The sequence below is a fragment of the Streptomyces sp. NPDC037290 genome (genome assembly GCF_055603245.1).
In genome coordinates, this window is the sequence record NZ_JBVJVZ010000010.1 from 191472 (window position 1) to 215772 (window position 24301).

Here is a 24301-nt window from a genome sequence, read left to right on the forward strand (position 1 = left end):
CCAGTAGGCGGCCGTCGAAGGAGACCCAGCCATGCCGATAGAACAGCGCGGAGTCGACACCATCCCGGACGAGGAGCGGACCAGCGGTCCGCGCGACCTCGTCTCGATCCTGCTCGGTTCCAACCTCTGCCTCGGAGTGATCATCTTCGGCTGGCTGCCGCCCTCCTTCGGACTCGGCTGGTGGGCGTCGGTGAGCGCGATCGTCGCGGGCACGGTGATCGGCACCCTCTTCACGGCGCCGCTCGCACTGGTGTCGCTGCGCACCGCCACCAACCTGTCCACCTCCTCCGGCGCCCAGTTCGGCGTCCGGGGCCGGCTGGTCGGCTCGGTGGTCGGCCTGCTGCTCGCCCTCGGCTACACCGCGCTCACCGTGTGGATCGGCGGCGACGTGATGCTGAGCGTGCTCGGCCGGCTGTTCGGGCTGCCCGCGGACGGGGTGTCGTACGCGGTGGTCTACGCGGTGCTCGCGGCGGCGACCGTCGCGGGTGCGGTCTACGGCTACCGGGTGCTGCTCGCCATGTCCCGCGTCCTCGCCGTCGGCATGACGGCCCTGCTGGTCCTCGGGATCTTCGCCTACGCCCCGCACTTCACCACCTCGGCGCTGCCGGACGCGGGCGGCTATCTGCTGGGCTCGTTCTGGCCGACCTGGTTCCTCGCGGCGGTGGCCGCGGGCCTCTCCGGTCCCATCGCCTTCATCACCCTCCTCGGCGACTACACCCGCTACATCTCGCCGTCCCGGCACACCAGCCGCCGGGTGCTGCACGCCACCTGGCTGGGTCTGGTCCTCGGCCTGCTGGTGCCGCAGCTGTTCGGCACCTTCACGGCGTACGCGGCCCACGCGGCGACGGAGTACGCGGGCCCGCTGGTGACGGCCTCCCCCACCTGGTACCTGGTCCCGCTGCTGCTGTCCGCGTCCGCCGGCTCGGTCGGCAACGCCGGTCTGATGCTGTACTCCATGGGCCTGGACTTGGACGCGATCCTGCCGAAGGCCTCCCGCGCCCGCGCCACCTACACGGTCGCGATCGTGGCCACGGCCTGCGTCTTCGTCGGCCACTACGCCTGGAACGCGCAGTCCGCGATGACGTCCTTCGTGCTGCTGCTCACCGCCATCGGCACCCCGTGGGCCGTCATCACCCTCATCGGCTTCGTCCGCTGTCGCGGTGTGTACGACGCCGACGCCCTGCAGGTCTTCAACCGCCGTTCACGGGGCGGGATCTACTGGTACCGGGCCGGCTGGAACGTACGGGCGGCCGTCTCCTGGGCCCTGGGCGCATCGGTCGGCCTGCTGGCGGTCTCCCTGCCGGCGTACCAGGGCCCGCTGCTGCGCCTGACCGGCGGCGTGGACTGCAGCTTCCTGCTGTCGGGCGCGGTCGGCGGGCTGATCTACCTGGCCCTGACGACCCGAACGGCACCGGCCCCTGCCGCCGCACAGGAACCGGTGGCCGCTCGGAGCCGGGTCTAGGACCGGAGGAGTCCGGCACTCGCGAGCGCATGATGTCGCGGCGGATGCCGGCGCTCTGCTCGCCGAGTTCACGGCCGCGCAGGATGACGGCGAGCGAGTCGGGGTCCAGCAACAGGATCTGCACCCGTGCCCCGTGCGCGGTGGCCGTTCTGACGCCCCGGAACAGACGCTCGGAGAACTGCGGCCCGAACAGGTTGGAGAAGGTGTCGAGCACCTTCACACACGCCGTCGCGCCGTGCACCTGGGAGGCGAACCACTCGTAGTCGAGGCGGGTGTGCTCACGGACCCGGCCCTCCTGGGCGCGGGAGATGAGCGGGCCGATCACGAAGACGGTGATGACCACGCCGACGAGGTCGGTGCCGAGGTTGAGGAAGAGGTTCTGCTGGTAGGCGCCCATGCCGGAGGCCCGCCACAGCAGCAGCGCGGCACAGCCGGCCAGCGCCAGCAGCGCGGTGAGGCTCTGCGGTCGGCGCGGGGTGCGCAGGGCACGCAGTAACCAGCGCAGTCGTGGCACCGGCGACCATGCGTTCATGTCCGCCCCTCCCCCCCCCCGTGGCGGGCGTCACCCCGCATACCAGTCCGCGGGGGCACGCGCCCCCGCGGACAGGGTGGATACCCGGACAGGAGTGGCGGTACGCCTCGAACACGCGCACCATTCACTCCCGTCGGACAGCCGGGAAAGCGGGCCTCAGCCGATCCGGTGCATCCAGCCGTGCTTGTCCTGCGTCACACCGCGCTGGATGCCGAGCAGCGCGTCCCGCAGACGGAGGGTGACCTCGCCGGGCGTGCCGTCGCCGTGGGTCCACGCGCCGGTCTTCGTCTTGACGTGGCCGATCGGGGTGACCACGGCGGCGGTGCCGCAGGCGAAGACCTCGGTGAGCGCGCCGGAGGCCGCGTCCTCGCGCCACTGCTCCAGGGTGATCACGCCTTCCTCGGCGGTGTAGCCGAGGTCGCGGGCCACCTGGAGGAGGGAGTCACGGGTGATGCCCTCCAGGATCGAGCCGGTGAGCTCGGGGGTGACGATCCGGTCGCCGTAGACGAAGGCGACGTTCATGCTGCCGCTCTCCTCGACCTTGGTGCGGGTGACCGCGTCGAGGTAGACGACCTGGTCGCAGCCGTGCGCGGCGGCCTCGGCCTGCGGCAGCAGGGAGGCGGCGTAGTTGCCGCCGGTCTTGGCGTCCCCGGTGCCGCCGGGGACGGCGCGGACGTGGTCCTCGGAGACCCAGATGGTGACCGGCTTCACGCCACCGGCGAAGTAGGCGCCGGAGGGCGAGGCGATGAGCATGAACAGGTACTCGTTCGCCGGGTGCACGCCGAGCGCGGCCTCGGTGGCGAACATGAACGGGCGCAGGTACAGCGACTGCTCGCCGCCGTGCGGCGGGACCCAGTCGGCGTCCTGGGTGAGCAGGGCGTCCAGCGCGGCGATGAACAGCTCCTCGGGCAGCTCGGCCATGGCCATGCGGCGGGCGGAGTTGCGGAAACGGCGGGCGTTCGCCTCGGGACGGAACAGCGCGATCGAGCCGTCGGGCTGCCGGTAGGCCTTCAGCCCCTCGAAGATCTCCTGGCCGTAGTGCAGGACGTGGGTGGAGGGGTCGAGGGAGATCGGGCCGTACGGGACGAGCTGGGCGTCGTGCCAGCCGCGGCCCTCGGTCCACTTGATCGTCACCATGTGGTCGGTGAAGTGGCGGCCGAACCCGGGGTCGGCCAGGATCGCCTCGCGCTCGGCGGCGGCGAGGGGGCTGGCGGAGGGCTTGAGCTCGATCGTGGGCGTCGTCATGTGTTGTCCTTCACCGGTTGTGTAGTGACGGGCCGCTTATACGCCTCGCAGCCGGCCGTTGGCCAGTGCTAGGACGTCCGAGCATTCCCTCATACCGCGGCTCCGCGTTCGATTATCGCGCGGGGGGCTGCGGCGGACGGAATCGGGGTGAAGGCGGCCCAAGGGTTGATGGTGGCACCCGGCGAGGCACAGGAGAAGCCGCCGGGTGCGGATGCGACCCGGCGGCTTCGAAGAGTGGCGCGGCGGGTCAGCCGGCTACTCGGGCGGCGAGCGCGTCGCCGATCTGCGAGGTGCTGCGGGCACCCAGCGCGGCGCGCTCGGTGAGGTCCGCGGCGACCGCCGTCTCGATGCGGTCGGCCTCGCCGTCGTAGCCGAGGTGGCGCAGCAGCAGGGCGACGGACAGGACCGTGGCGGTCGGGTCGGCCTTGCCCTGGCCGGCGATGTCGGGCGCGGAACCGTGGACCGGCTCGAACATCGAGGGGAACGCGCGGGAGGGGTTGATGTTCCCGCTGGCGGCCACGCCGATGCCGCCGGAGACGGCCGCGGCGAGGTCGGTGATGATGTCGCCGAAGAGGTTGTCGGTGACGATCACGTCGAACCGGCCCGGGTCGGTGACCAGGTAGATGGTGGCCGCGTCGACGTGAATGTAGTCGGTGGTGACCTCGGGGAACTCCTGGGCCACCCGGTTGAAGATGTTCGTCCACAGGTGCCCGGCGAAGGTCAGCACGTTGTTCTTGTGGACCAGCGTGAGCTTCTTGCGCGGGCGGCCCTGGGCGCGGGCGAAGGCGTCGCGGACCACCCGCTCGACGCCGTAGGCCGTGTTGACGGACACCTCGGTGGCGACCTCGTGCTCGGTGCCCTTGCGGATGGTGCCGCCGTTGCCCGTGTACGGGCCCTCGGTGCCCTCGCGGACGACGACGAAGTCGATCTCCGGCTGGCCGGCGAGCGGGGTGGCGACGCCGGGCAGGAGCTTCGAGGGGCGCAGGTTGACGTGGTGGTCGAAGGCGAAGCGGAGCTTGAGCAGGAAGCCGCGCTCCAGGACGCCGGACGGCACCGAGGGGTCGCCGATGGCGCCGAGCAGGATGGCGTCGTGCTGCTTGAGCGCGCCGAGGTCGGCGTCGGTGAGGGTCTCACCGGTCGCGTGGTAGCGCTTGGCGCCGAAGTCGTACTCCTTGGTCTCCAGCTTCACATCCTGCGGCAGGACTGCGGAGAGGACCTTGAGACCTTCGGACACGACCTCCTGGCCGATGCCGTCACCCGGGATCACTGCGAGATTGAGGCTGCGAGACATGCAGGCACCCTACTCCTCGTCCCAGCTACTGACATGAGCCTTCCACCATTCGGACACCTGGACGGGTGTCTTCCGGCGGGTGGGCTCAGTGGCCGGTCTCGCCGCCGTTGTCCCGGCGGTCCAGGGCGCGCTGGAGGGCGGCGGCGGCGTTCTTGCGGTCGGACTCGCTCGCGTGGGACACGTGGCGGACTCGGCGGCGGACGGTCGTCTCGGCCATGGGAATCGTCTCCTTCGGCAAACAGCGAGCACGCGAAAGGGATTTCGAGACGCCGGAGAGGCGGGGAGCGACGGGCCGCAGGGGTTGCCTGCACGGGGCCCGGCTCACGACCGCCATTCGCTGGATCGAGCGAGACGTTCGGCTCCTACAAAACTAAGGGAGCGGCCCGCTTCTGTCTGCACAATTACTCGGACTTCCTACTATCTGAGACGGCGCGCCGGCTCACACCGCTCCGAGCTGGGGTTCCGTGCGTTCGAGTGGGGGCTTTCCGAGGGAACGCAGGGTGCGGATCAGGGCCCGTACGGCGGTGGTGGCGGCGAGTTCCGGGGTCGTGACGTAGCCGACGGAGCGGTGCGGGCGGCCCGGCCCGAGATCGGTGATCTCCACGGCGGGCGGCGCCGCGGTGAGGGAGAGCGCGGGCATGATCGCCATGCCGAGTCCGCTGCCCACCATCGACAGCACCGCGCCGTCGTCCTCGGCGCGCACGGTCGCCGCCGGGATCCAGTCCTGGGCGGCCCACCAGGCACGCGTGTACGAGCCGCAGTTCTCCGCCCAGTCCACGAGCGGCAGGGCACGCGGATCCGGGTGCCCCGCCGGATGGACCAGTGAGTACGGCTCCTCGATCAGCACTCCGCCGACCAGTCCGGCCGGCGGCGGCCCGCTCAGGGTCGCGATGCCGAGGTCGGCCCGTCCGGCGGCGACCTCGCCCGCGGTGCCGGCGCCCAGTTCGCGTACGACGGTGACCGTCACCTCGATGCCGGGGTGCCGCTCGCCGAGCCGCTCCAGGGCGGGCGGCAGCAGATGCAGGGCCGTGCTGCGGAAGGCGGCGATCCGCAGCGGTCCGCGGACCTCACCGGAGTCCACTCCCCGGACGTCGGCGGCCAGGGCCCGGAGCATGCGCAGCACCCGTCGCGCATGGGCCGCGGCCCGCTCCCCCGCGGGCGTCGGCCGGGCGCCGAACCGTCCGCGTTCGAACAGCACCACGCCCAGCTTCCGCTCGATCCCGCGCACGGCGTGGGAGACGGCGGACTGGGTGGCGCCGAGCCGGTCGGCCGCGGCGGAGAACCCGCCCTCGTCGGCCACGGAGACCAGGATCCTCAGCTCCTGGGGGGAAAGGTCGACTGCGCTCACTCGGGGCTCCCGCCTGCGTGTATGAGGCCGTTTCATGGATCGGCGCGTTCCATGAGCCCAACCCCCTGCCCGGGTGCGGCATTCCTCCCTAGCGTCCCCGCCATGACCGAGATCGCGCTCACCGTGCAGCAGACCGCCCGCCCCACCGGCTTCCCCACCGCGGACCACTTCCGCTTCGCCGAGTCCCCGGTGCCCGAACCGGCCCCCGGGACGGCCCTGGTGGAGAACCTCTACTGGTCGGTGGACCCCTACCACCGCGAGATGATGGACGGCGACTTCGCGCTGAACTCCCCGCTGGAGGGCCGCACGCTGGGGCGGGTCGTGGCCTCCCGCAGCCCGGAGCTGCCCGAGGGTGAGATCGTCTTCCACCGCCGGGGCTGGCGCACCCACGCCGTGGTGAGCCCCGAGGAGGTCCGCCGCCTCCCGCACCACCCGGGCGTGCCCCTGTCGGCGCACCTGAGCGTGCTGGGCGGCACGGGCCTGACGGCGTACGTCGCCCTGACCCGGATCGCCCGGCTGCGCGCGGGCGAGGACGTGTTCGTCTCCGGCGCGGCGGGCGGGGTCGGTACGGCGGCCGGCCGCTTCGCCCGGCTGCTCGGCGCGGGCCGCGTGATCGGCAGCGCGGGCAGCCCGCAGAAAGTCTCCTACCTGACGGACCGGGCCGGCTACGACGCGGCCTTCGACTACCACACGGCACCGGTCACCGACCTGCTGACCGCGGCCGCCCCCACCGGCATCGACGTCGTCGTGGACAACGTGGGCGGCGACCACCTCGGCGCGGCGATCGGCGCGCTGCGCGAACGGGGCCGGGTGGTGCGGGTCGGCACGATCAGCCAGTACAACACCCCCGCCGCCCCGCCCGTCGTCTTCAACCACGCCGATGTCGTGGAGAAGAGCCTGCGCCTCGAGGGGTTCCTGGTGAGCGATCACCGGGACGTTCAGGACGAGCTGTACGACTTCGCCGTACCGCATCTGCGCAGCGGGGCGCTGACGGCGGACGAGACGGTGGTCGACGGGTTCGAGCGGATCGTGGAGGCGTTCCTGCTGATGCTGCGCGGCGGCAACACGGGCAAGATCCTGGTCCGCGCTGTATGACGGTTCGTCAGGTGACGTCTCCGTCGCGCCAGTCGAACACCAGCTCCTGGTCCGGATCGAGCGGCCCGGCGAGCGCGGGCCAGAGGTACACGCTCCCTTCTTCCTCCGCCAGCCGGACGATACCGCCGGGCGAGAGGGCGTGCACCCGGCCGGCCCACCGCTGCCAGCCCCGGCCGGTGTACAGCCGGGCGCCCTCCTCGCTGGCGCCGAGGGCGCCGAGGTCGTACGCCCGGTCGATCACCCGCTCCAGCTCGCCCATCACCCGTCCGCCGTGTCCGGTGCGCCGCACGTCGGCCCGTACGGCGACGGCCTCGACGTAGCCGGTGCGCAGCCAGCGCCCCCGATGCCTCACGCGCCGCATCACGAGGGCCCCGTGCGCGGCGAGGCCGGCGCCGTCGTGGACGAGGGCGTGCAGGCCGCCCAGCCCGTGGTCCCAGTCCTCGTCGGAGAAGTCACCGTCGAAGGCCGCGTCCAACAGGGCACGCAGCTCACGGAGTTCTGCGGGTTCGAGGTCGGCGGTGTGGGCGAGGCGCAGTCGGCTGGTCATGGCTCCCATCCTCGCTCGCCGCACCCCGCGATCGCCTCCCGGAATCCCTGCGGATCCTCCACGAGGCCGCTGTCGCAGATGCCGTTGATCCCGACGGCGTGCTCCAGCGCGCGCTCCCGGTCCTCGAACTCTGCCATGTCCCACAGGCCCGGGCCGCCGTGGCACAGCACCAGGGGGATCAGTGTGACGGAGGGAGTTGGAAACGGGCCGGGAAGCCTGCTCTGTGTCAGGCTTCCCGGCCCGTCGCTCGGGGGGCTGAGGGTCAGCCCATGTGCGGGTAGGTGTAGTCGGTCGGCGCGACCAGCGTCTCCTTGATGGCGCGGGTCAGGGTCCAGCGCAGCAGGTTCTGCGGGGCGCCGGCCTTGTCGTTGGTGCCGGAGGCACGGCCGCCGCCGAAGGGCTGCTGGCCGACGACGGCGCCGGTCGACTTGTCGTTGATGTAGAAGTTGCCGGCCGCGTAGCGCAGCTTCTCCATCGTGTACGCCGCCGCGGCGCGGTCATTGGAGATGACCGAGCCGGTGAGGGCGTAGTCGGAGACCGACTCCATCTGCTCCAGCATCTCGTCGTACTTCTCGTCGTCGTAGACGTGGACGCCGAGCACCGGGCCGAAGTACTCCGTGCGGAAGATCTCGTTCTCCGGGTCGGTGGAGACGATGACCGTGGGGCGGACGAAGTAGCCGACCGAGTCGTCGTAGCTGCCGCCCGCGACGATCTCGCAGGTCGGGTCGGACTTCGCGCGGTCGATCGCGGCCTTGTTCTTGGCGAAGGCACGGTCGTCGATCACGGCGCCGATGAAGTTCGACAGGTCGGTGACGTCACCCATGGTCAGGCGGTCGACCTCGGCCGCGAACTCCTCCTTGAAGCCGCTGTTCCAGATCGACGCCGGGATGTAGGCCCGGGAGGTCGCGCTGCACTTCTGGCCCTGGTACTCGAAGGCACCGCGGGTCAGGGCGGTCTTCAGCACCGCGCGGTCGGCGCTCGGGTGGGCCACCAGGAAGTCCTTGCCGCCGGTCTCGCCGACCAGACGCGGGTAGGAGCGGTACTTCTCGATGTTGGCGCCGACCGTCTTCCACAGGTACTGGAAGGTCTTCGTCGAACCGGTGAAGTGGATGCCGGCCAGGTCGCGGTGCTCGAGGGCGACCTTGGAGACCTCGATGCCGTCACCGGTGACGAGGTTGATGACGCCCTTGGGGAGACCGGCCTCCTCCAGCAGCCGCATGAGCAGCACGGCGGCGTGGGTCTGCGTCGGGGACGGCTTCCAGACCACGACGTTGCCCATCAGCGCGGGCGCGGTCGGCAGGTTGCCCGCGATGGCGCTGAAGTTGAACGGCGTGATCGCGTAGACGAAGCCCTCCAGCGGGCGGTGGTCCAGGCGGTTCCACACGCCCGGGGAGTTCGCCGGGGGCTGCTCGGCGATGATCTGGCGGGCGTAGTGGACGTTGAACCGCCAGAAGTCGACCAGCTCACAGGGCGTGTCGATCTCGGCCTGCTGGGCGGTCTTGGACTGGCCCAGCATGGTGGAGGCGGCGATCGTCTCGCGCCAGGGGCCGGCCAGCAACTCGGCGGCGCGCAGGATGATCGCCGCGCGGTCGTCGAAGGACATCGCGCGCCAGGCCGGCGCGGCGGCCAGGGCCGCGTCGATGGCGTCCCGCGCGTCCTGCTGGGTGGCGTGGCGGCCGGTGCCGATGACGGCCCTGTGGTTGTGCGGCTGGACCACCTGGAACGGCTCGCCGGCGCCCATCCGCTGCTCGCCGCCGATGGTCATCGGCAGGTCGATCGGGTTCTCGGCCAGCTCCTTGAGCTTGGTCTCCAGCCGGGCGCGCTCGGGCGAGCCGGGGGCGTAGCCGTGCACCGGCTCGTTGACGGGGGTGGGGACCTGGGTCACAGCGTCCATGAGATCCGTAACTCCTTGTACGTGAGCGGGTGTTCGGGCTAGCCCTTGGTGATCATGCTGCGGACGAAGAAGCGCAGGTTGGCCGGCTTCTCGGCGAGCCTGCGCATGAAGTAGCCGTACCAGTCGGTGCCGTAGGCGGTGTAGACGCGCATGCGGTGGCCCTCGGCGGCCAGCCGCAGGTGCTCGTCGCTGCGGATGCCGTACAGCATCTGGAACTCGTACTCGTCGGGCTTCCGGCCGGCCTTGTGGGCCAGCTCCTGGGCGATGGCGATCAGACGCGGGTCGTGGGACCCGATCATCGGGTACCCCTCGCCCTCCATCAGGACCCGCAGGATCCGGACGTACGCCTTGTCGATCTCGTGCTTCTGCTGGTAGGCGACCTCGGCGGGCTCCTTGTAGGCACCCTTTACGAGACGCACGCGGCTGCCCGCGGCGGCGAGGCGGCGGGCGTCGGCCTCGGTGCGGAAGAGGTAGGCCTGGATGACGCAGCCGGTCTGCGGGAAGTCCTTCCGCAGCTCCTCGTGGATGGCGAACATCGAGTCGAGGGTGGTGTGGTCCTCGGCGTCGAGGGTCACGGTGGTACCGATGGCGGCGGCGGCCTCGACGACCGGGCGGACGTTGGCGAGGGCCAGCTCGTGGCCGCCGTCCAGCGCCTGGCCGAACATCGAGAGCTTGACGGACATCTCGACCCTCTCGCCGAGCTCCAGCTCCTTGAGGTGGTCGATCAGCGCCAGGTAGGCGTCCCGGGCGGCAGTGGCCTGCTCGGGGGTCGTGATGTCCTCGCCGACGACGTCCATCGTCAGCTCCAGGCCCCTGGCCGTGAGGTCCTTGATGATCGGGACGATGTCGGCCACCGTCTCGCCGGGTATGAAGCGGTCGACGACCTGCTTGGTCACCGGGGCCGCCGAGATCAGGCGTCGCATCCGGTCGCTGCGCGACGCGGCGAGAATCACGGGACCCAGCACGGGGCACCTCCACAGACAAGCACCAATTCGGCCATCACCCGACGATTCGGGTACGGCACGGAGAACCACCGTGAAACCTAAGGATCTCTCCGATCGTGAGCCATCGACAGCTGTCACGCATCCGTGCCCCGGATCTCAGACAGATGTATGAAGGCCATCGGAAAATGAGGGAGAATGCCCGAGTGGCGGCTGATTTCAAGGCGTTCAGGGGTGACTACCAGGAGCTGGTGGACGAGATCTCGGAGCTGCTCGGGGTCCCGGCGACCCTGGAGAACCGCGACTTCGAGCTGATCGCCTTCGGCGCGTACGACAGCGAGGGCGAGCTGGATCCCTCCGCGCTGGACCCGGTGCGCACCCGCTCGATCCTGACCCGGCGCTCCACGGCGGGTGTCCGGACGTGGTTCGAGGGCTTCGGCATCACCCGCGCGACCGGTCCGGTGCGGATCCCGCCGAGCCCGGAGGCCGGGGTGTACCGCGGGCGGATCTGCCTGCCGGTACGCCATCGGGGGGTGGTCCTCGGCTACGTCTGGCTGCTGGACGGCGATCCGGGGCCGACGGACGCGCAGTTGGCGGCCGCGATGCGGGTGGCCGGCCGGATCGGCGCGCTCCTCGCGGACGAGGCGGAGGCAGGGGCGGGCCTGAGCCGGGAGCTGCGGGCGGTGCTCACCGCGGAACGCGGCTGGCAGCAGGACATGGCGGTGGCCGAACTGCGCACCGCGCTCGGCGCCCGCGCGGACGGCCCGGTCACCCTGGTGTGCGTCGCCCCCTGGCCGTCGGCCGACCCGGACGACGCACCGGCCGCCCGCACGATCCCGCACACCGCGGCGCTGTGCACGCTGCCGTGGGGGGCGTCGGGGCAGAGCCTCGCGCTGCTGGTACGGCTGCGGACGACGGAGACGAGCACGCCCGCGCTGGCGGCGGCCGCGCGGGTGCTGCAGGAGGCCGAGGGGGCCCGGGGGGCGCCGGCAGGCGCGGCGCGGGGGGCGGGGGCCCGGGTCGCCGCGGCGGCCGCCGCGGGATTCACCGGGGCGGGCCGGGCGGCCGCGGGTGCCGGGTGCGCCGCCGGGGTCGGCGAGCCCCGGACCGGTCTCACCGAGCTGGGGACGGTTTGGCGGGAGGCCGTCGCCGCGGCGCGCGCCGCGCTGGCCGAGCCGCGGTTCGGGCCGGTCGCCGAGTGGGCGCGCATCGGCCCGTACCGGCTGCTGACCGCGCTGCCGCCCGCGGCGGCGCACGACGTCGTGGTCGGCCCGCTGCTCTCCCCCGCCCACCGTGAGCTGGCCCGCACCGCCGAGGTCTACCTGGACTGCGCGGGCCAGGCCGGACGGACGGCGGCGGAGCTGGGCATCCACCGGCAGACCCTCTACTACCGGCTGTCCCGGGTGGAACAGCTGACCGGCCTGGACCTGGACGACGGGGAGGACCGGCTGCTGCTGCACATGGCGCTGAAACGGTCCCGGCTGTAGGGCCTGTCCGGCGGATCATGCCGGAGTCCCGGGGCAGGGCACGCCCGGTGCGTGAGCGACAGCGGCCCTCGGGTCAGTTCTTCGCCGCTGCCTCGATCACCCGTCGCAGCCCCTCGGTCAGCTGCTCGGCGGTGGTGGCCGAGTCCGGGTCGAAGAGCCACTGGACCATCAGGCCGTTGAGCAGCGTCTGGTAGAGGCGGCCCTCGGTCTCGGCCGCCTCCTGGTCGAGCTCCGCCTCGGGCACCCCGCTGAACATGGCGGCGAGCCCGGCGCGGCCCTCCTTCTGCGCCTCGGCCAGGAGTTTGCGCACTTCCTCCAGCCGCTCGTCCTGGAACATCAGCTCAAAGCTGAGCAGCCAGATCGCCCGCGACTCGGGCACCGTGCGAATGATGCTCGTCCACACCTCCTGGAAGCGCTCGAGCGACCCCGGAGGCTGCGTCACCTTCCCGCCGAGCCCGGGGTCGAACCGCTCCCCCACGCCTTCGATCAGCGAGATGTAGGCCTGCACCAGCAGCTCGGCCTTCGACCCGTAGTGGTAGCCGATCGACGCCAGGTTGGTGCCCGACTCCTTGACGATGTCCCGCGCGGTCGTGCGCAGGAACCCCTTCTCCAGCAGGCAGCGCTTGGCGCCTTCGAGCAGATCCTCACGGTGTCCCATACGCATCACCCTACCGCCGATCCATACACCTGTCCTAGACAGATGACTTATACAACCGTTCTAGACAAGCGTTTAAGACGCTTGTACAGTCTCTGGCATGACGAACCCGACGAGCACGAACGCCGGCGCCGACAGCGCCACCCCCGCCCGCGCCGGGCGCCGCGAGTGGACGGCCATGGGCGTGCTGATGCTGCCGCTGCTGCTGGTCTCGATGGACGTCTCGGTCCTGTACTTCGCGACCCCCGCCATCAGCGCGGACCTGCACCCGAGCGGCACCCAGCAGCTGTGGATCTTCGACATCTACGGCTTCGTCCTGGCCGGCCTGCTGATGACGATGGGCTCCCTCGGCGACCGCATCGGCCGCCGCAAGCTCCTCCTCATGGGCGCCGCCGCCTTCGGCACCGCCTCGCTCCTCGCGGCCTACGCGAACAGCGCCGAGACCCTGATCGCGGCCCGCGCGGTCCTCGGCATCGGCGGCGCGACCCTGATGCCGTCCACGATGGCCCTGCTGCGCACGATGTTCACCGACCCCGCCCAGCGGACGAAGGCGATCGGCCTGTGGTCCGGCGTGATGACCGGCGGCATCGCCCTCGGCTCGGTGATGAGCGGCATCCTCGTCGAGCACTTCTGGTGGGGCTCGGTCTTCCTGGTCAACCTGCCCGCGATGGTGCTCCTGCTGCTCCTCGGTCCGGTGCTGCTGCCGGAGTCGAAGGACCCGAACCCGGGCCGTTTCGACTGGGTGAGCGTCCCGCTGTCGATGGCCGCCGTGCTGCCCGTCATCTACGGCCTGAAGGAGATCCCCTCCGAGGGCTGGCACCCGCTGTACGTCGTCTCCCTCACCGTCGGCCTGCTCTTCACCGCCCTGTTCGTCCACCGGCAGCGCACGGCCGCCTCGCCGCTGATCCCGCCGGCCCTGCTGAAGGGCCGCGGCTTCGCCCCGGCGCTGGTCCTGAACCTCGTCGCCGCCCTCGCCATGCTGGGCTCGGCCATCTTCACCACGCAGTACCTGCAGTCGGTCCTCGGCAAGAGCCCCCTGGCGGCGGCCCTGTGGAGCCTGCTGCCCTCGGTGTTCATCGGACTCGCCGGTCCGGTCACCGCGCAGCTGGTCCGGCGGGGTGTCAACCGGGCGTACGTCGTCGCGGGAGGCTTCGCGGCCATGGCGGCCGGCTTCTCCGTCCTCGCGCTCCTCGGCACCGACTCGCTGTGGCTGGTGCTCGCCGGGGCCGGCGTCCTGGCCTGCGGGATGGTCGCGATCACGTCCCAGCTGGTCGACCTGGCCATGAGCAGCACCCCGGTGGAGCGGGCGGGCACGGCCTCCTCCCTGCTGGAGACCGGCACCGAGTTCGGCGGCGCGCTCGGCATGGCGGTCCTCGGGTCCATCGGCACGGCGATCTACCGCCACGAGATGCCGTCCAGCGCGCCGGCCGGAGCCCGCGAAACCCTGGGCGACGCCCTCGCCACGGCCGCGCATCTGCCCGGCGGGGCCGGTCAGTCCCTCGTCGCCACCGCCCGGGAGGCGTTCACCAGCGGGTTCCAGGGCGCGGCGATCGCCGGAGCCGTTCTGGTGGCGCTGGCCGCGGTGGGGGCCGCCGTGAGCCTGCGCAGGGTCGAGGCCGGGGACGGGAAGTAGGGCAGCGCACGAAAACGCCGGACGGGCTGACGGAAGTCAGCCCGTCCGGCGTTCGTGGACCACAAGGCCGAAGCGGGGCCTGGGGGCGGCGGCCCCCGGACGGCAACCTCAGACCAGGTTCACCGAGCGGGCGGACGTCGCACCGATCTCTGAGGCGACCTCGGCCAGCACACCGGCGGTCACCGTGTCATCGACGGTGAGCACCGCCAGCGCCTCGCCGCCCACCGCCGCGCGGGCGACCTGCATGCCCGCGATGTTGATGCCCGCCTCGCCGAGGATGCGGCCGACGGTGCCGACGACACCGGGACGGTCCTCGTAGCGCAGGACGACCATGTGGTCGGCGAGCGCGAGGTCGACGTCGTAGTCGCCGACCGCGACGATCTTCTGGATGTGCTTCGGACCGGCCAGCGTGCCGGAGACCGACACCTCCTCGCCCCCGGCGAGCGTGCCGCGCACGGTGACGACGTTGCGGTGCTCGGCCGACTCGGAGCTGGTGGTCAGCCGGACCTCGACGCCACGCTCCTGCGCGAACAGCGGCGCGTTGACGTAGGAGACCGTCTCGTCGACGACGTCCTCGAAGACACCCTTGAGCGCGGACAGCTCCAGCACCTTCACGTCGTGCTGGGTGATCTCGCCGTAGACCTCGACGTCGAGGCGGTGCGCGACCTCACCGGCGAGCGCGGTGAAGATCCGGCCGAGGCGCTCGGCGAGCGGCAGACCCGGCTTGACGTCCTCGGCGATGACACCGCCCTGGACGTTCACCGCGTCCGGCACCAGTTCACCGGCGAGGGCGAGCCGGACGGACTTGGCGACCGCAATGCCCGCCTTCTCCTGGGCCTCGTCGGTGGAGGCGCCGAGGTGCGGGGTGCACACGACCTGGTCCAGCTCGAACAGCGGCGAGTCGGTGCACGGCTCCTTGGCGTACACGTCGAGGCCGGCGCCGGCGACCCGGCCCTCCTTCAGCGCCGCGTACAGCGCCGCCTCGTCGACGATCCCGCCGCGCGCGGCGTTGACGATGCGCACGCTCGGCTTGACCTTGCGCAGCGCCTCGTCGCCGATGAGGCCGAGGGTCTCGGGGGTCTTGGGCAGGTGGACGGTGATGAAGTCGGAGACCTCCAGCAGCTCGTCCAGGGACAGCACCTTCACGCCCATCTGCGCGGCCCGCGCGGGCTGCACGTAGGGGTCGTAGGCGACGACCTTCATGCCGAAGGCGGACATCCGCTGGGCGACCAGGGCGCCGATACGGCCGAGGCCGACGACGCCGAGGGTCTTCTCGGCCAGCTCGACACCCGTGTACTTGCTGCGCTTCCACTCGCCGTTCTTCAGCGCGGCGTTGGCCTGCGGGATGTTGCGGGCGGAGGCGAGGAGCAGACCGCAGGCCAGCTCGGCGGCGGTCACGATGTTGGAGGTGGGGGCGTTGACGACCATCACGCCGGCCTTGGTGGCGGCGGAGACGTCGACGTTGTCCAGGCCGACGCCGGCGCGCGCGACGACCTTGAGCTTCTTCGCGGCGGCGATGGCCTCGGCGTCGACCTTGGTCGCGGAGCGGATCAGGATCGCGTCGACATCGGCGATGGCGGGGAGCAGTTCGGCTCGGTCGGCTCCGTTGGTGTGCCGGATCTCGAAGTCCGGGCCGAGTGCGTCCACGGTCGCGGGCGACAGCTCTTCAGCGATGAGTACGACAGGTTTCGAGCTCACGTGAGGTCCTCACAAGTCCAGAGCATGCGGACGGCCGTCCCGACGGCCGCAGGCGGAGGAGGGGGGCTAGCCGCGGAAGACGCACGACGCTGTGGGCCTGACGCGTATGTTGTGCAGCAGTCTAGTGGCGCGGCGATCGTCGCTTTGCGCCACCGCGGAAGTATCACCCGGACGAGAAACTACATTTTGTAGTCCTCCCGGCGGTTGTGGAACAGGGGGCCGGAGCAGTGCGCCCCGACCCCCTGACCTGAGGCTTACGCCTCCTCGTTCACCCAGCTCATCAGCTTCCGCAGCTGCTTGCCGGTGGTCTCCAGCAGGTGCTCGGAGTCCTGCTGCTTGTACTCGTTGTACTTCTTCAGACCGCCGTGGTACTCGTCCATCCAGTTCTGGGCGAAGGAGCCCTCCTGGATCTCGGCGAGGACCTTCTTCATCTCGGCCTTGGTGGCGTCGGTGATGATGCGCGGGCCGGTGACGTAGTCGCCCCACTCGGCGGTCTCGGAGACGGACCAGCGCATCTTCTCCAGGCCGCCCTCGTACATGAGGTCCACGATCAGCTTCAGCTCGTGCAGGCACTCGAAGTAGGCGATCTCCGGCTGGTAGCCCGCCTCGACCAGGGTCTCGAAGCCGGCCTTGACCAGGGCGGAGGTGCCACCGCAGAGCACGGCCTGCTCGCCGAACAGGTCGGTCTCGGTCTCCTCGGTGAAGGTCGTCTTGATGACACCGGCGCGGGTGCCGCCGATGGCCTTGGCGTACGACAGGGCCAGCGGGAAGGCGTTGCCGGTGGCGTCCTGCTCGACGGCGGCGATCGCCGGGACGCCGCGGCCCTCCTCGTACTGACGGCGCACCAGGTGGCCCGGGCCCTTCGGGGCGACCAGGGCGACGTCGACGCCGGCCGGGGGCTTGATGAAGCCGAAGCGGATGTTGAAGCCGTGGGCGAAGAAGAGCGCGTCGCCGTCCTTCAGGTTCGGGGCGATGGACTCCTCGTAGACCTGGGCCTGGATCGGGTCCGGGATGAGGATCATGATGACGTCGGCCTCGGCGGCGGCCTCGGCCGGGGTCACCACGCGCAGACCCTGCTCCTCGGCCTTCGCCTTGGACTTCGAGCCCTCGTGCAGACCGACACGCACGTCGACACCGGAGTCACGCAGCGACAGCGCGTGGGCGTGGCCCTGGCTGCCGTAGCCGATGACCGCGACCTTGCGGCCCTGGATGATGGACAGGTCGGCGTCAGCGTCGTAGAACAGCTCGGCCACTTTGGGTTCTCTCCTTGGTGTGCAGGTTGTGCGTCCCACCGTATGCCGGTGAGGGGAAGGGAAGTTTCTCGATCTCGGCATCCGGGCGGACGGGTCGTCGCCGACCGCCCGGTTCCAGCCTTGCGCGGTTCGCTCGAGTTCAGCTTTACGCGGTTCGGTCGAGCGCGCGAAGCGAGCGGTCGGTGATCGAACGGGCGCCGCGGCCGATCGCGATCGTGCCGGACTGCACCAGTTCCTTGATGCCGTACGGCTCGAGCATCTTGAGCATCGCGGACAGCTTGTCACTCGAACCGGTGGCCTCGATCGTGACGGCCTCCGGGGAGACGTCGACGGTCTTGGCGCGGAACAGCTGGACGATCTCCACGATCTGGGAGCGGGTCTCGTTGTCGGCGCGGACCTTCACGAGGACCAGTTCGCGCTGGACGGCCTGCCCGGGCTCCAGCTCGACGATCTTCAGCACGTTGACGAGCTTGTTGAGCTGCTTGGTCACCTGCTCCAGGGGCAGGTCCTCGACGTTCACCACGATGGTGATGCGGGAGATGTCCGGGTGCTCGGTGACGCCGACCGCGAGCGAGTCGATGTTGAAGCCGCGCCGCGAGAACAGGGCGGCGATGCGGGCCAGGATGCCCGGGGTGTTCTCCACCAGGACGGAGAGCGTGTGCTTGGACATGGTCTTTTACGTCTCTCTCGCTCAGTCGTCTTCGTTGTCGCCGAAGTCGGGGCGGACGTCCCGGGCGGCCATGATCTCGTCGTTGGAGGTGCCGGCGGCGACCATCGGCCAGACCATCGCGTCCTCGTGGACGACGAAGTCGACGACGACCGGGCGGTCGTTGATGGAGTTCGCCTCCTCGATGACCTTGTCCAGGTCCTCCGGGCGCTCGCAGCGCAGGCCCACGCAGCCCATAGCCTCGGACAGCTTCACGAAGTCCGGCACGCGCGTGCCCTTGGCCTCCGGGTTGATGTCGTCGGGGCCGGAGTGCAGCACGGTGTTGGAGTAGCGCTGGTTGTAGAACAGGGTCTGCCACTGGCGGACCATGCCGAGCGCGCCGTTGTTGATGATGGCGACCTTGATCGGGATGTTGTTCAGCGCGCAGGTGGTCAGTTCCTGGTTGGTCATCTGGAAGCAGCCGTCGCCGTCGATCGCCCAGACGGTCTGCTCCGGCTGCCCGGCCTTGGCGCCCATGGCGGCCGGGACCGCGTAACCCATCGTCCCGGCGCCGCCGGAGTTCAGCCAGGTGGCCGGCTTCTCGTACTGGATGAAGTGCGCGGACCACATCTGGTGCTGGCCGACGCCCGCGGCGAAGATCGTGCCCTCGGGGGCGAGTTGGCCGATGCGCTCGATGACCTGCTGCGGCGAGAGCGAGCCGTCCTCGGGCTGGTCGTAGCCGAGCGGGTAGGTCTCGCGCCAGCGGTTCAGGTCGCTCCACCAGGCGGTGTAGTCACCCTGGTGGCCCTCGCCGTGCTCCTTCTGCACCGCCTGGACCAGGTCGGCGATGACCTCACGGGCGTCGCCGACGATCGGCACGTCCGCGGCCCGGTTCTTGCCGATCTCGGCCGGGTCGATGTCGGCGTGGACGATCTTGGCGTACGGGGCGAAGCTGTCCAGCTTGCCGGTGACGCGGTCGTCGAAGCGGGCGCCGAGGGCGACGATCAGGTCGGCCTTCTGCAGCGCGGTGACGGCGGCGACCGCACCGTGCATGCCCGGCATTCCCACGTGCAGCGGGTGGCTGTCGGGGAACGCGCCGAGCGCCATCAGGGTCGTGGTGACGGGCGCGCCGGTGAGCTCGGCGAGGACCTTCAGCTCCGCGGTGGCGTGTGCCTTGAGGACGCCGCCGCCGACGTAGAGGACGGGCCGCTTGGCGGAGGTGATCAGCTTGGCGGCCTCGCGGATCTGCTTGGCGTGCGGCTTGGTCACCGGGCGGTAGCCGGGCAGGTCCATGGTGGGCGGCCAGGAGAAGGTCGTCTTCGCCTGCAGGGCGTCCTTGGCGATGTCGACCAGGACCGGTCCCGGGCGGCCGGTGGAGGCGATGTGGAACGCCTGCGCGATGACCCGCGGGATGTCCTCGGCCTTGGTGACGAGGAAGTTGTGCTTGGTGATCGGCATGGTGATGCCGACGATGTCCGCCTCCTGGAAGGCGTCCGTGCCGATCGACTTCGAGGCGACCTGGCCGGTGATCGCGACCAGCGGAACGGAGTCCATGTGCGCGTCGGCGATCGGCGTCACCAGGTTGGTGGCACCGGGGCCGCTCGTCGCCATGCAGACGCCGACCTTGCCGGTGGCCTGTGCGTAGCCGGTGGCCGCGTGGCCGGCGCCCTGCTCGTGGCGGACCAGCACATGGCGGACCCGGGTGGAGTCCATCAGGGGGTCGTACGCCGGGAGGATCGCACCGCCGGGAATGCCGAATACCGTGTCCGCGCCGACCTCCTCGAGGGAGCGGATGAGGGACTGCGCACCCGTGACGTGCTCGACGGGGGCGGACTGCTGTCCTCCGGATCGGGGCCGCGGCTGCGGATGGGCCCCGGTGGCCTGCTCGGTCATCGGCATTCTCTTCTCGATGCTGAGGGTTTTTGCGAGGTTTGTGCGGAGTTCAAGCGCTGCACGAGCGGCACTCGTGCAACAAAAAACCCCTCGTGCCGCAAGGCAAGCGAGGGGAGCGCGCCGGTGTGGTCGCTGGGCGTTCCGGATCGTCCTCCGGTGGGTCCCAGCTCAGCCGACGCGCTGTCCAAGTACGAGAATTCGGGTGCGCATGGCACTGACCCTCCCCCCGGCGCACACCACGTGTCAAGTGGGTGGGACGCGCGTCTCATTATGTGAGCGAAGGACACCGCCACCTCCCAGGACAGCCTGCACACTCCCTGTCTACACCCGCGCGCCGTTCTCCGCGGCCCGTTCACGCCCGGGGCGCAGCGGTCGGCGCCCCGCCCGCGAACGCCGGTTCGGCCGGTGCGTGCGGCACCGGATAGTGGCCGGATCCGAGCGCCCGGCGCAGCCGGTACTCGTCCAGCGGCCCGGCGAACGCCATGCCCTGTCCGTGCGTGCAGCCCATCGCGCGCAGCGCCACGACCTGCTCCGGCAGGTCCACGCCCTCGGCGACGGACTGGAGCCCGAGATCGCCGGCGATCCGCAGCAGACCGCTGGTGATCTTGTGCAGCCGCGCGGACTCCACGACGCCCTCGACCAGACCGCGGTCGAGTTTCAGGACGTCCACCGGGAGCCTCCTCAGGGCCGTGATGGCCGCGTAGCCGCTGCCGAAGCCGTCCAGCGCGATCCGCACCCCCAGCCGGCTGAGCGCGGCAAGGCGGCGCTCCAGCTCGTCCAGGGGGAGCCGCGGATCGGTGTCGGACAGCTCGAGGACCAGCGCGCCGGGCGGCAGCCCGTGCCGGGTGAGCAGCGCCTCCACGGAGCCGAGCGGCATCGAGCGGTCCAGCAGCCGCCGGGCGCTCATCCGGACGACCACCGGTACGACGAGCCCGGTCGCGGCCCGCTCGGCGGCCTGTTCGACGGCCTCCTGCAGGATCCAGCGGTCCAGCTCGGCGGTCTTGTCGCCGTCCTCGGCCACCCGCAGGAACTCGGCCGGGGTGAACAGCACCCCCTGCGAGGAGCGCCAGCGCGCCTGCGCCGACACGGCCGTGATCCGGCCGGCCTCCAGGCACACCACCGGCTGGTGCAGCAGCGCGAACTCGCCGTCGTGCAGCGCGGCACGCAGCCGGGTGGCCAGCTCCGCCTTGCGTACGACGTCCTGCTGCATCTGCGGCTTGTACAGCTCGACCCGGCCCTTTCCGGCCGCTTTCGCGCGGTACATCGCGAGGTCGGCGTTGCGCAGCAGCTCGCCCGCGCCGAGGCCCTGCTCGGCGAAGGCGACACCGATGGAGGCGTTGACCCGGACGTCGTTGCCGTCGATCGGGTACGGCTGGGAGAGGGTCACCCGGAGGCGCTCGGCGAGCTCCAGGATGTTCCGCTCCCTCGCGGCACGGTCCCGGGTGCCGTCCCCGACGATCAGGGCCGCGAACTCGTCGCCGCCCAGCCGGGACGCGGTGTCCCCCTGCCGGACCGCGTCCTGGAGCCGGCGGGCGGCCTGGACCAGCAGCTCGTCCCCGGCCTGGTGCCCGATCGTGTCGTTGACGGCCTTGAAGCCGTCCAGGTCGATGAAGAGCACGGCCGTGTTGCGCAGGGCGGCGCCCCGGTCGGTGGCCCGGCGGCCGGACAGGGCCTGTTGCACCCGCCGGGTGAACAGCGCGCGGTTGGGCAGGTCGGTCAGCGGGTCGTGCTCGGCGTTGTGCTGCAACTGGGCCTGCAGACGCACCCTTTCGGTCACGTCCCGGCTGTTGAAGATCAGCCCGCCGTGGTGGCGGTTGACCGTCGACTCCACGTTGAGCCAGCCGCCCTCGCCGGACCGGAAGCGGCACTCGATGCGGGTGGTGGGTTCCTCCAGCGGGCTGGCGGCGAGGAAGCGGCGCACCTCGTGCACCACGCAGCCCAGGTCCTCCGGGTGGATGAGACTGGCCAGCTCGCTGCCCACCAGGTCCTCGGCGGGCCGGCCGTAGACCCCGGCGGCGGCCGGGGAGACGTACCGCAGGACGCCGTTGGGCGCGGCGATCATGATGACGTCGCTGGAGCCCTGCACCAGGGAGCGGAAGTGGTTCTCCTTCTGCGCCAGCTCCTGGGTGAGGGTGATGTTGTCCAGCAGCATGATGCCCTGCCGGATGACGAGCGCGAGCACGACGCACCCCGCGGTGATCAGCACGACGTGGTCGGGCCGGCGGCCGTTGAGGACGTTGTACAGGATGCCCAGGGTGCACACGGCGGCGGCGAGGTACGGGGTGAGGGCGGCGAGGGAACCGGCCAGCGGCCGGCCGGCCGGGTACCGGCTGTGCTCACCTCCCGGGGCGGGCACGGACACGGGGTGGTGGCCCGTGCCGCGCTGTCCGGGCAGGTGCTCGTGGACCACGCGCGTGTGACCGTCCGGCACGTGCGCCTCCTGCGCGCCCTTGGCGCGGGGCGCGGCCCAGGGGGCGTAGGCGAGCAGCAGCGAACCGGCGAACCAGCCGGCGTCCAGCAGCTGCCCGGACCGGTAACTGCTGTGCAGCAGCGGCGAGGTGAACAGCGCGTCGCACATCACGGTCACCGCGAGCGCGCCGATCGCCGTGTTCACGGCGGTGCGGTTGCCCGGTGTGCGGCGGAAGTGCAGCGCGAGCACCATGCTGACGAGCGCGATGTCGAGCAGCGGGTACGCCAGCGACAGCGCGGTGTGCGCGACGCTCGGTCCGTCGAACCGGGCCGCCTGGGCGAGCGCGAGACTCCACGACAGGGTGAGCAGCGAGCCGCCGATCAGCCAGGCGTCCAGCGCCAGACAGATCCAGCCGGCCTTGGTCACCGGCCGTTTGGCGAGCACCAGCAGGCCCACGATGGCGGGCGGTGCGAAGCACAGGAAGAACAGGTCGGCGTAGCTGGGGCTGGGCACGGGCTGTCCGAGGACGACCTCGTACCATCCCCAGACCGCGTTGCCGAGGGCCGCCATCGTCGAGGAGAGGGCGAACAGCAGCCAGGCCGAACGGAAGCGGACGCGCGGACTGCGGGCGTACAGGAAGCAGGAGACGGCGGCGGTGCCCGCCGCGGCGCTCAGCCCGAAGTCACCCATGATCAGTGCGACTTCGTCAGTGCCCCAGGCGAACGCGGCCCCGACGGCGTAGGCCGCGCAGACCAGGGCGAGGACGAGTTGCTCCATCGCGCGCGTGCCCTCGCCGACGGCCTGCCGGCGGCGCGGCGCCTGCTGCGGGCGGGAGGCGCGCACCGCTGCGTCCAGGGCGGTCGTCACAGAGGGCGGCGCACTCACCGGGGCCTCCCCGTCTGCGCCGCTCCCGCGTCCCGGCGGTCCCGGTGCGCTGGGTGCCCCTGCCTCCTGCGACCGCTGTGCCTGCGCTGCTGGTGACTGTGGTGGCTGGTGTGATGGCCGCGTCTGCGCGTGGCCGTGCGCCAGGGCCGCCGTCGGCGGCTCCGCCGCGTCGGATCGTTCGTCCATAGGCCGTGCATCGCCCGTCGCCCCCCTCACAGATCTGAATGTCCATCCCCGGCGCCGAACGGTCAGCGGCGCAGCCCCTGTCGGGACGATACACCAGGATCGTCACTCAGGGACATAGCTTCTCTACGCTCCGTGACGACCAGGGAGGATGCGGGTACGCGCCGCGCCCGAGGGGTTGCGGAGGGTGCCGGAACCGTGGGCTACGACCCCGTCGTGAGGATCACGTTGCGCAGCGGCTCGTGGTTCACGAACCGGGTCAGCTGGTCCGTCAGCAGCCGCTTGGCGCGCGGCAGGAAGGCCGAACTGGGGCCGCCCACGTGCGGGCTGATGAGCACGCCGGGCGCCTGCCACAAGGGATGTCCCGGCGGCAGCGGCTCGGGATCCGTCACGTCGAGGGCCGCACCGATCCGGCCGCTCTCCAGCTCCATGAGCAGTGCCTTGGTGTCGACGACGGGTCCGCGGGCGACGTTCACGAGCAGCGCGCCGTCCTTCATCCGGCCCAGGAAAGCGGCGTCCACCAGGCCCCTCGTCTCCTCCGTCAAGGGCGTGGAGAGGATCACGACGTCAGCGTGTGGAAGCAGGGAGGGCAATTCGGTGAGCGGATGCACCGGACCGCGCGCCGTGGTGCGCGAGGAGCGCGCCACGCGCGCCACCCGCGCGAGCTCGAAGGGCGCGAGCCGGTCCTCGATGGCGGCGCCGATGGCGCCGTAGCCGACGATGAGCACGCTCTTGTCGGCGAGGGACGGATGGAACTCGCTCCGCCAGAGCCCCTCTTGCTGTGCCCTGACGAACTGGGGGATGCCGCGCAGGGAGGCGAGGGTCAGGGTGAGCGCGAGTTCGGCGGTGCTCGTCTCGTGCACGCCCCGTGCGTTGCACAGCCGCACGCCCGGCCGGATGGACGAGAGCCGCGCGGTGACGTCGTCGACCCCGGCCGTCAGCGTCTGGATGACCTGCACGTGGGTCAGGTGCTCGAGCGGACGCACCTTGACCGGCCCGCGCTTCATGTACGGCACCACGTACAGGACACAGTCCGCGGGGTCGCCGGGAAACTCCTGGTCACCGTCGGCGCCGCCGTCCCAGAACAGGTACCGGGGCCCTTCGGGAAGCCCCTCGATCTCCTCCGGCGCGATGGGAAGCCACACGTCAGCTGTCATGCATGGAGGCTATGTCAGGTACGCGCGGGTGCAGAGGTTAGGTTGG

General features: G+C 71.1%; 18 protein-coding genes and 1 pseudogene. 4 read left to right on the forward strand and 15 right to left on the reverse strand.

Annotated elements, in window-relative coordinates:
- The first annotated feature begins 31 nt into the window (after positions 1–31).
- A complete protein-coding gene (locus ACZ7HQ_RS30565) occupies positions 32–1462 on the forward strand; it encodes a cytosine permease (RefSeq protein ID WP_470996709.1) in 1431 nt (476 codons plus the stop codon).
- 688 nt (positions 1463–2150) lie between these two features.
- Here ACZ7HQ_RS30565 and ACZ7HQ_RS30570 read toward each other — a convergent pair.
- The 4 genes from ACZ7HQ_RS30570 to ACZ7HQ_RS30585 all read right to left on the reverse strand — a co-directional run bounded on the left by ACZ7HQ_RS30570 (position 2151) and on the right by ACZ7HQ_RS30585 (position 5878).
- Complete coding sequence (locus ACZ7HQ_RS30570) at positions 2151–3239, reverse strand: branched-chain amino acid aminotransferase (RefSeq protein ID WP_470996712.1); 1089 nt, start codon at positions 3237–3239, stop codon at positions 2151–2153.
- 247 nt (positions 3240–3486) lie between these two features.
- The gene (locus ACZ7HQ_RS30575) at positions 3487–4530 is read right to left on the reverse strand and encodes a 3-isopropylmalate dehydrogenase (RefSeq protein WP_470996714.1); all 1044 of its coding nucleotides are present in this window, start codon (positions 4528–4530) and stop codon (positions 3487–3489) included.
- An 85-nt stretch (positions 4531–4615) separates the two neighbouring features.
- On the reverse strand, positions 4616–4747 hold the full coding sequence (locus tag ACZ7HQ_RS30580; RefSeq protein WP_385839785.1) for a hypothetical protein: 132 nt from the start codon (positions 4745–4747) through the stop codon (positions 4616–4618).
- A gap of 222 nt (positions 4748–4969) precedes the next feature.
- A complete protein-coding gene (locus ACZ7HQ_RS30585) occupies positions 4970–5878 on the reverse strand; it encodes a LysR family transcriptional regulator (RefSeq protein ID WP_470996717.1) in 909 nt (302 codons plus the stop codon).
- A gap of 102 nt (positions 5879–5980) precedes the next feature.
- Between ACZ7HQ_RS30585 and ACZ7HQ_RS30590 the strand changes: the two genes are divergently transcribed.
- On the forward strand, positions 5981–6973 hold the full coding sequence (locus ACZ7HQ_RS30590) for an NADP-dependent oxidoreductase (RefSeq protein ID WP_470996720.1): 993 nt from the start codon (positions 5981–5983) through the stop codon (positions 6971–6973).
- 7 nt (positions 6974–6980) lie between these two features.
- Here the strand turns inward: ACZ7HQ_RS30590 and ACZ7HQ_RS30595 are convergent, their stop codons facing one another.
- From ACZ7HQ_RS30595 to ACZ7HQ_RS30610, 4 genes are all read right to left on the reverse strand, one after another.
- Positions 6981–7520 carry a GNAT family N-acetyltransferase gene (locus tag ACZ7HQ_RS30595; RefSeq protein ID WP_470996723.1) on the reverse strand — a complete coding sequence of 180 codons (540 nt, stop codon included), beginning with the start codon at positions 7518–7520 and terminating at the stop codon, positions 6981–6983.
- A complete protein-coding gene (locus ACZ7HQ_RS30600; RefSeq protein ID WP_470996726.1) occupies positions 7517–7657 on the reverse strand; it encodes a hypothetical protein in 141 nt (46 codons plus the stop codon). Before ACZ7HQ_RS30600 ends, ACZ7HQ_RS30595 begins: the two co-directional genes overlap by 4 nt.
- 125 nt (positions 7658–7782) lie before the next feature.
- Entirely contained in the window at positions 7783–9414 is a 1632-nt protein-coding gene (gene pruA, locus ACZ7HQ_RS30605) for an L-glutamate gamma-semialdehyde dehydrogenase (RefSeq protein WP_470996728.1), read from the reverse strand.
- A gap of 38 nt (positions 9415–9452) precedes the next feature.
- Positions 9453–10379, reverse strand: coding sequence for a proline dehydrogenase family protein (locus ACZ7HQ_RS30610; protein WP_470996731.1), 927 nt, complete (start codon positions 10377–10379; stop codon positions 9453–9455).
- 164 nt (positions 10380–10543) lie between these two features.
- On the opposite strand from ACZ7HQ_RS30610, the gene ACZ7HQ_RS30615 reads away from it, so the two are divergent.
- The gene (locus ACZ7HQ_RS30615) at positions 10544–11842 is read left to right on the forward strand and encodes a PucR family transcriptional regulator (protein WP_470996734.1); all 1299 of its coding nucleotides are present in this window, start codon (positions 10544–10546) and stop codon (positions 11840–11842) included.
- A 73-nt stretch (positions 11843–11915) separates the two neighbouring features.
- On the opposite strand, the gene ACZ7HQ_RS30620 is transcribed toward ACZ7HQ_RS30615, so the two are convergent.
- Entirely contained in the window at positions 11916–12500 is a 585-nt protein-coding gene (locus tag ACZ7HQ_RS30620; protein ID WP_470996737.1) for a TetR/AcrR family transcriptional regulator, read from the reverse strand.
- 97 nt (positions 12501–12597) lie between these two features.
- Here ACZ7HQ_RS30620 and ACZ7HQ_RS30625 point away from each other — a divergent pair, with 97 nt between their 5' ends.
- Entirely contained in the window at positions 12598–14130 is a 1533-nt protein-coding gene (locus ACZ7HQ_RS30625) for an MFS transporter (protein ID WP_470996740.1), read from the forward strand.
- Between the two features lie 108 nt (positions 14131–14238).
- Here the strand turns inward: ACZ7HQ_RS30625 and serA are convergent, their stop codons facing one another.
- The 6 genes and pseudogenes from serA to ACZ7HQ_RS30655 all read right to left on the reverse strand — a co-directional run bounded on the left by serA (position 14239) and on the right by ACZ7HQ_RS30655 (position 24255).
- The gene (gene serA / locus ACZ7HQ_RS30630; protein ID WP_470996742.1) at positions 14239–15828 is read right to left on the reverse strand and encodes a phosphoglycerate dehydrogenase; all 1590 of its coding nucleotides are present in this window, start codon (positions 15826–15828) and stop codon (positions 14239–14241) included.
- 254 nt (positions 15829–16082) lie between these two features.
- A complete protein-coding gene (gene ilvC / locus ACZ7HQ_RS30635) occupies positions 16083–17081 on the reverse strand; it encodes a ketol-acid reductoisomerase (RefSeq protein ID WP_470996745.1) in 999 nt (332 codons plus the stop codon).
- 145 nt (positions 17082–17226) lie between these two features.
- Positions 17227–17751 (reverse strand): acetolactate synthase small subunit, encoded by a 525-nt coding sequence (gene ilvN, locus ACZ7HQ_RS30640; RefSeq protein ID WP_030793132.1) that lies wholly within the window; start codon positions 17749–17751, stop codon positions 17227–17229.
- Positions 17752–17772: 21 nt separating this feature from the next.
- Positions 17773–19620, reverse strand: a complete 1848-nt coding sequence (locus ACZ7HQ_RS30645) for an acetolactate synthase large subunit (protein WP_470996749.1) — start codon at positions 19618–19620, stop codon at positions 17773–17775.
- Positions 19621–19863: 243 nt separating this feature from the next.
- Positions 19864–22915 (reverse strand): annotated as a pseudogene (locus ACZ7HQ_RS30650) (putative bifunctional diguanylate cyclase/phosphodiesterase).
- Between the two features lie 386 nt (positions 22916–23301).
- Positions 23302–24255 (reverse strand): 2-hydroxyacid dehydrogenase, encoded by a 954-nt coding sequence (locus tag ACZ7HQ_RS30655; RefSeq protein WP_470996752.1) that lies wholly within the window; start codon positions 24253–24255, stop codon positions 23302–23304.
- Positions 24256–24301: the final 46 nt, after the last annotated feature.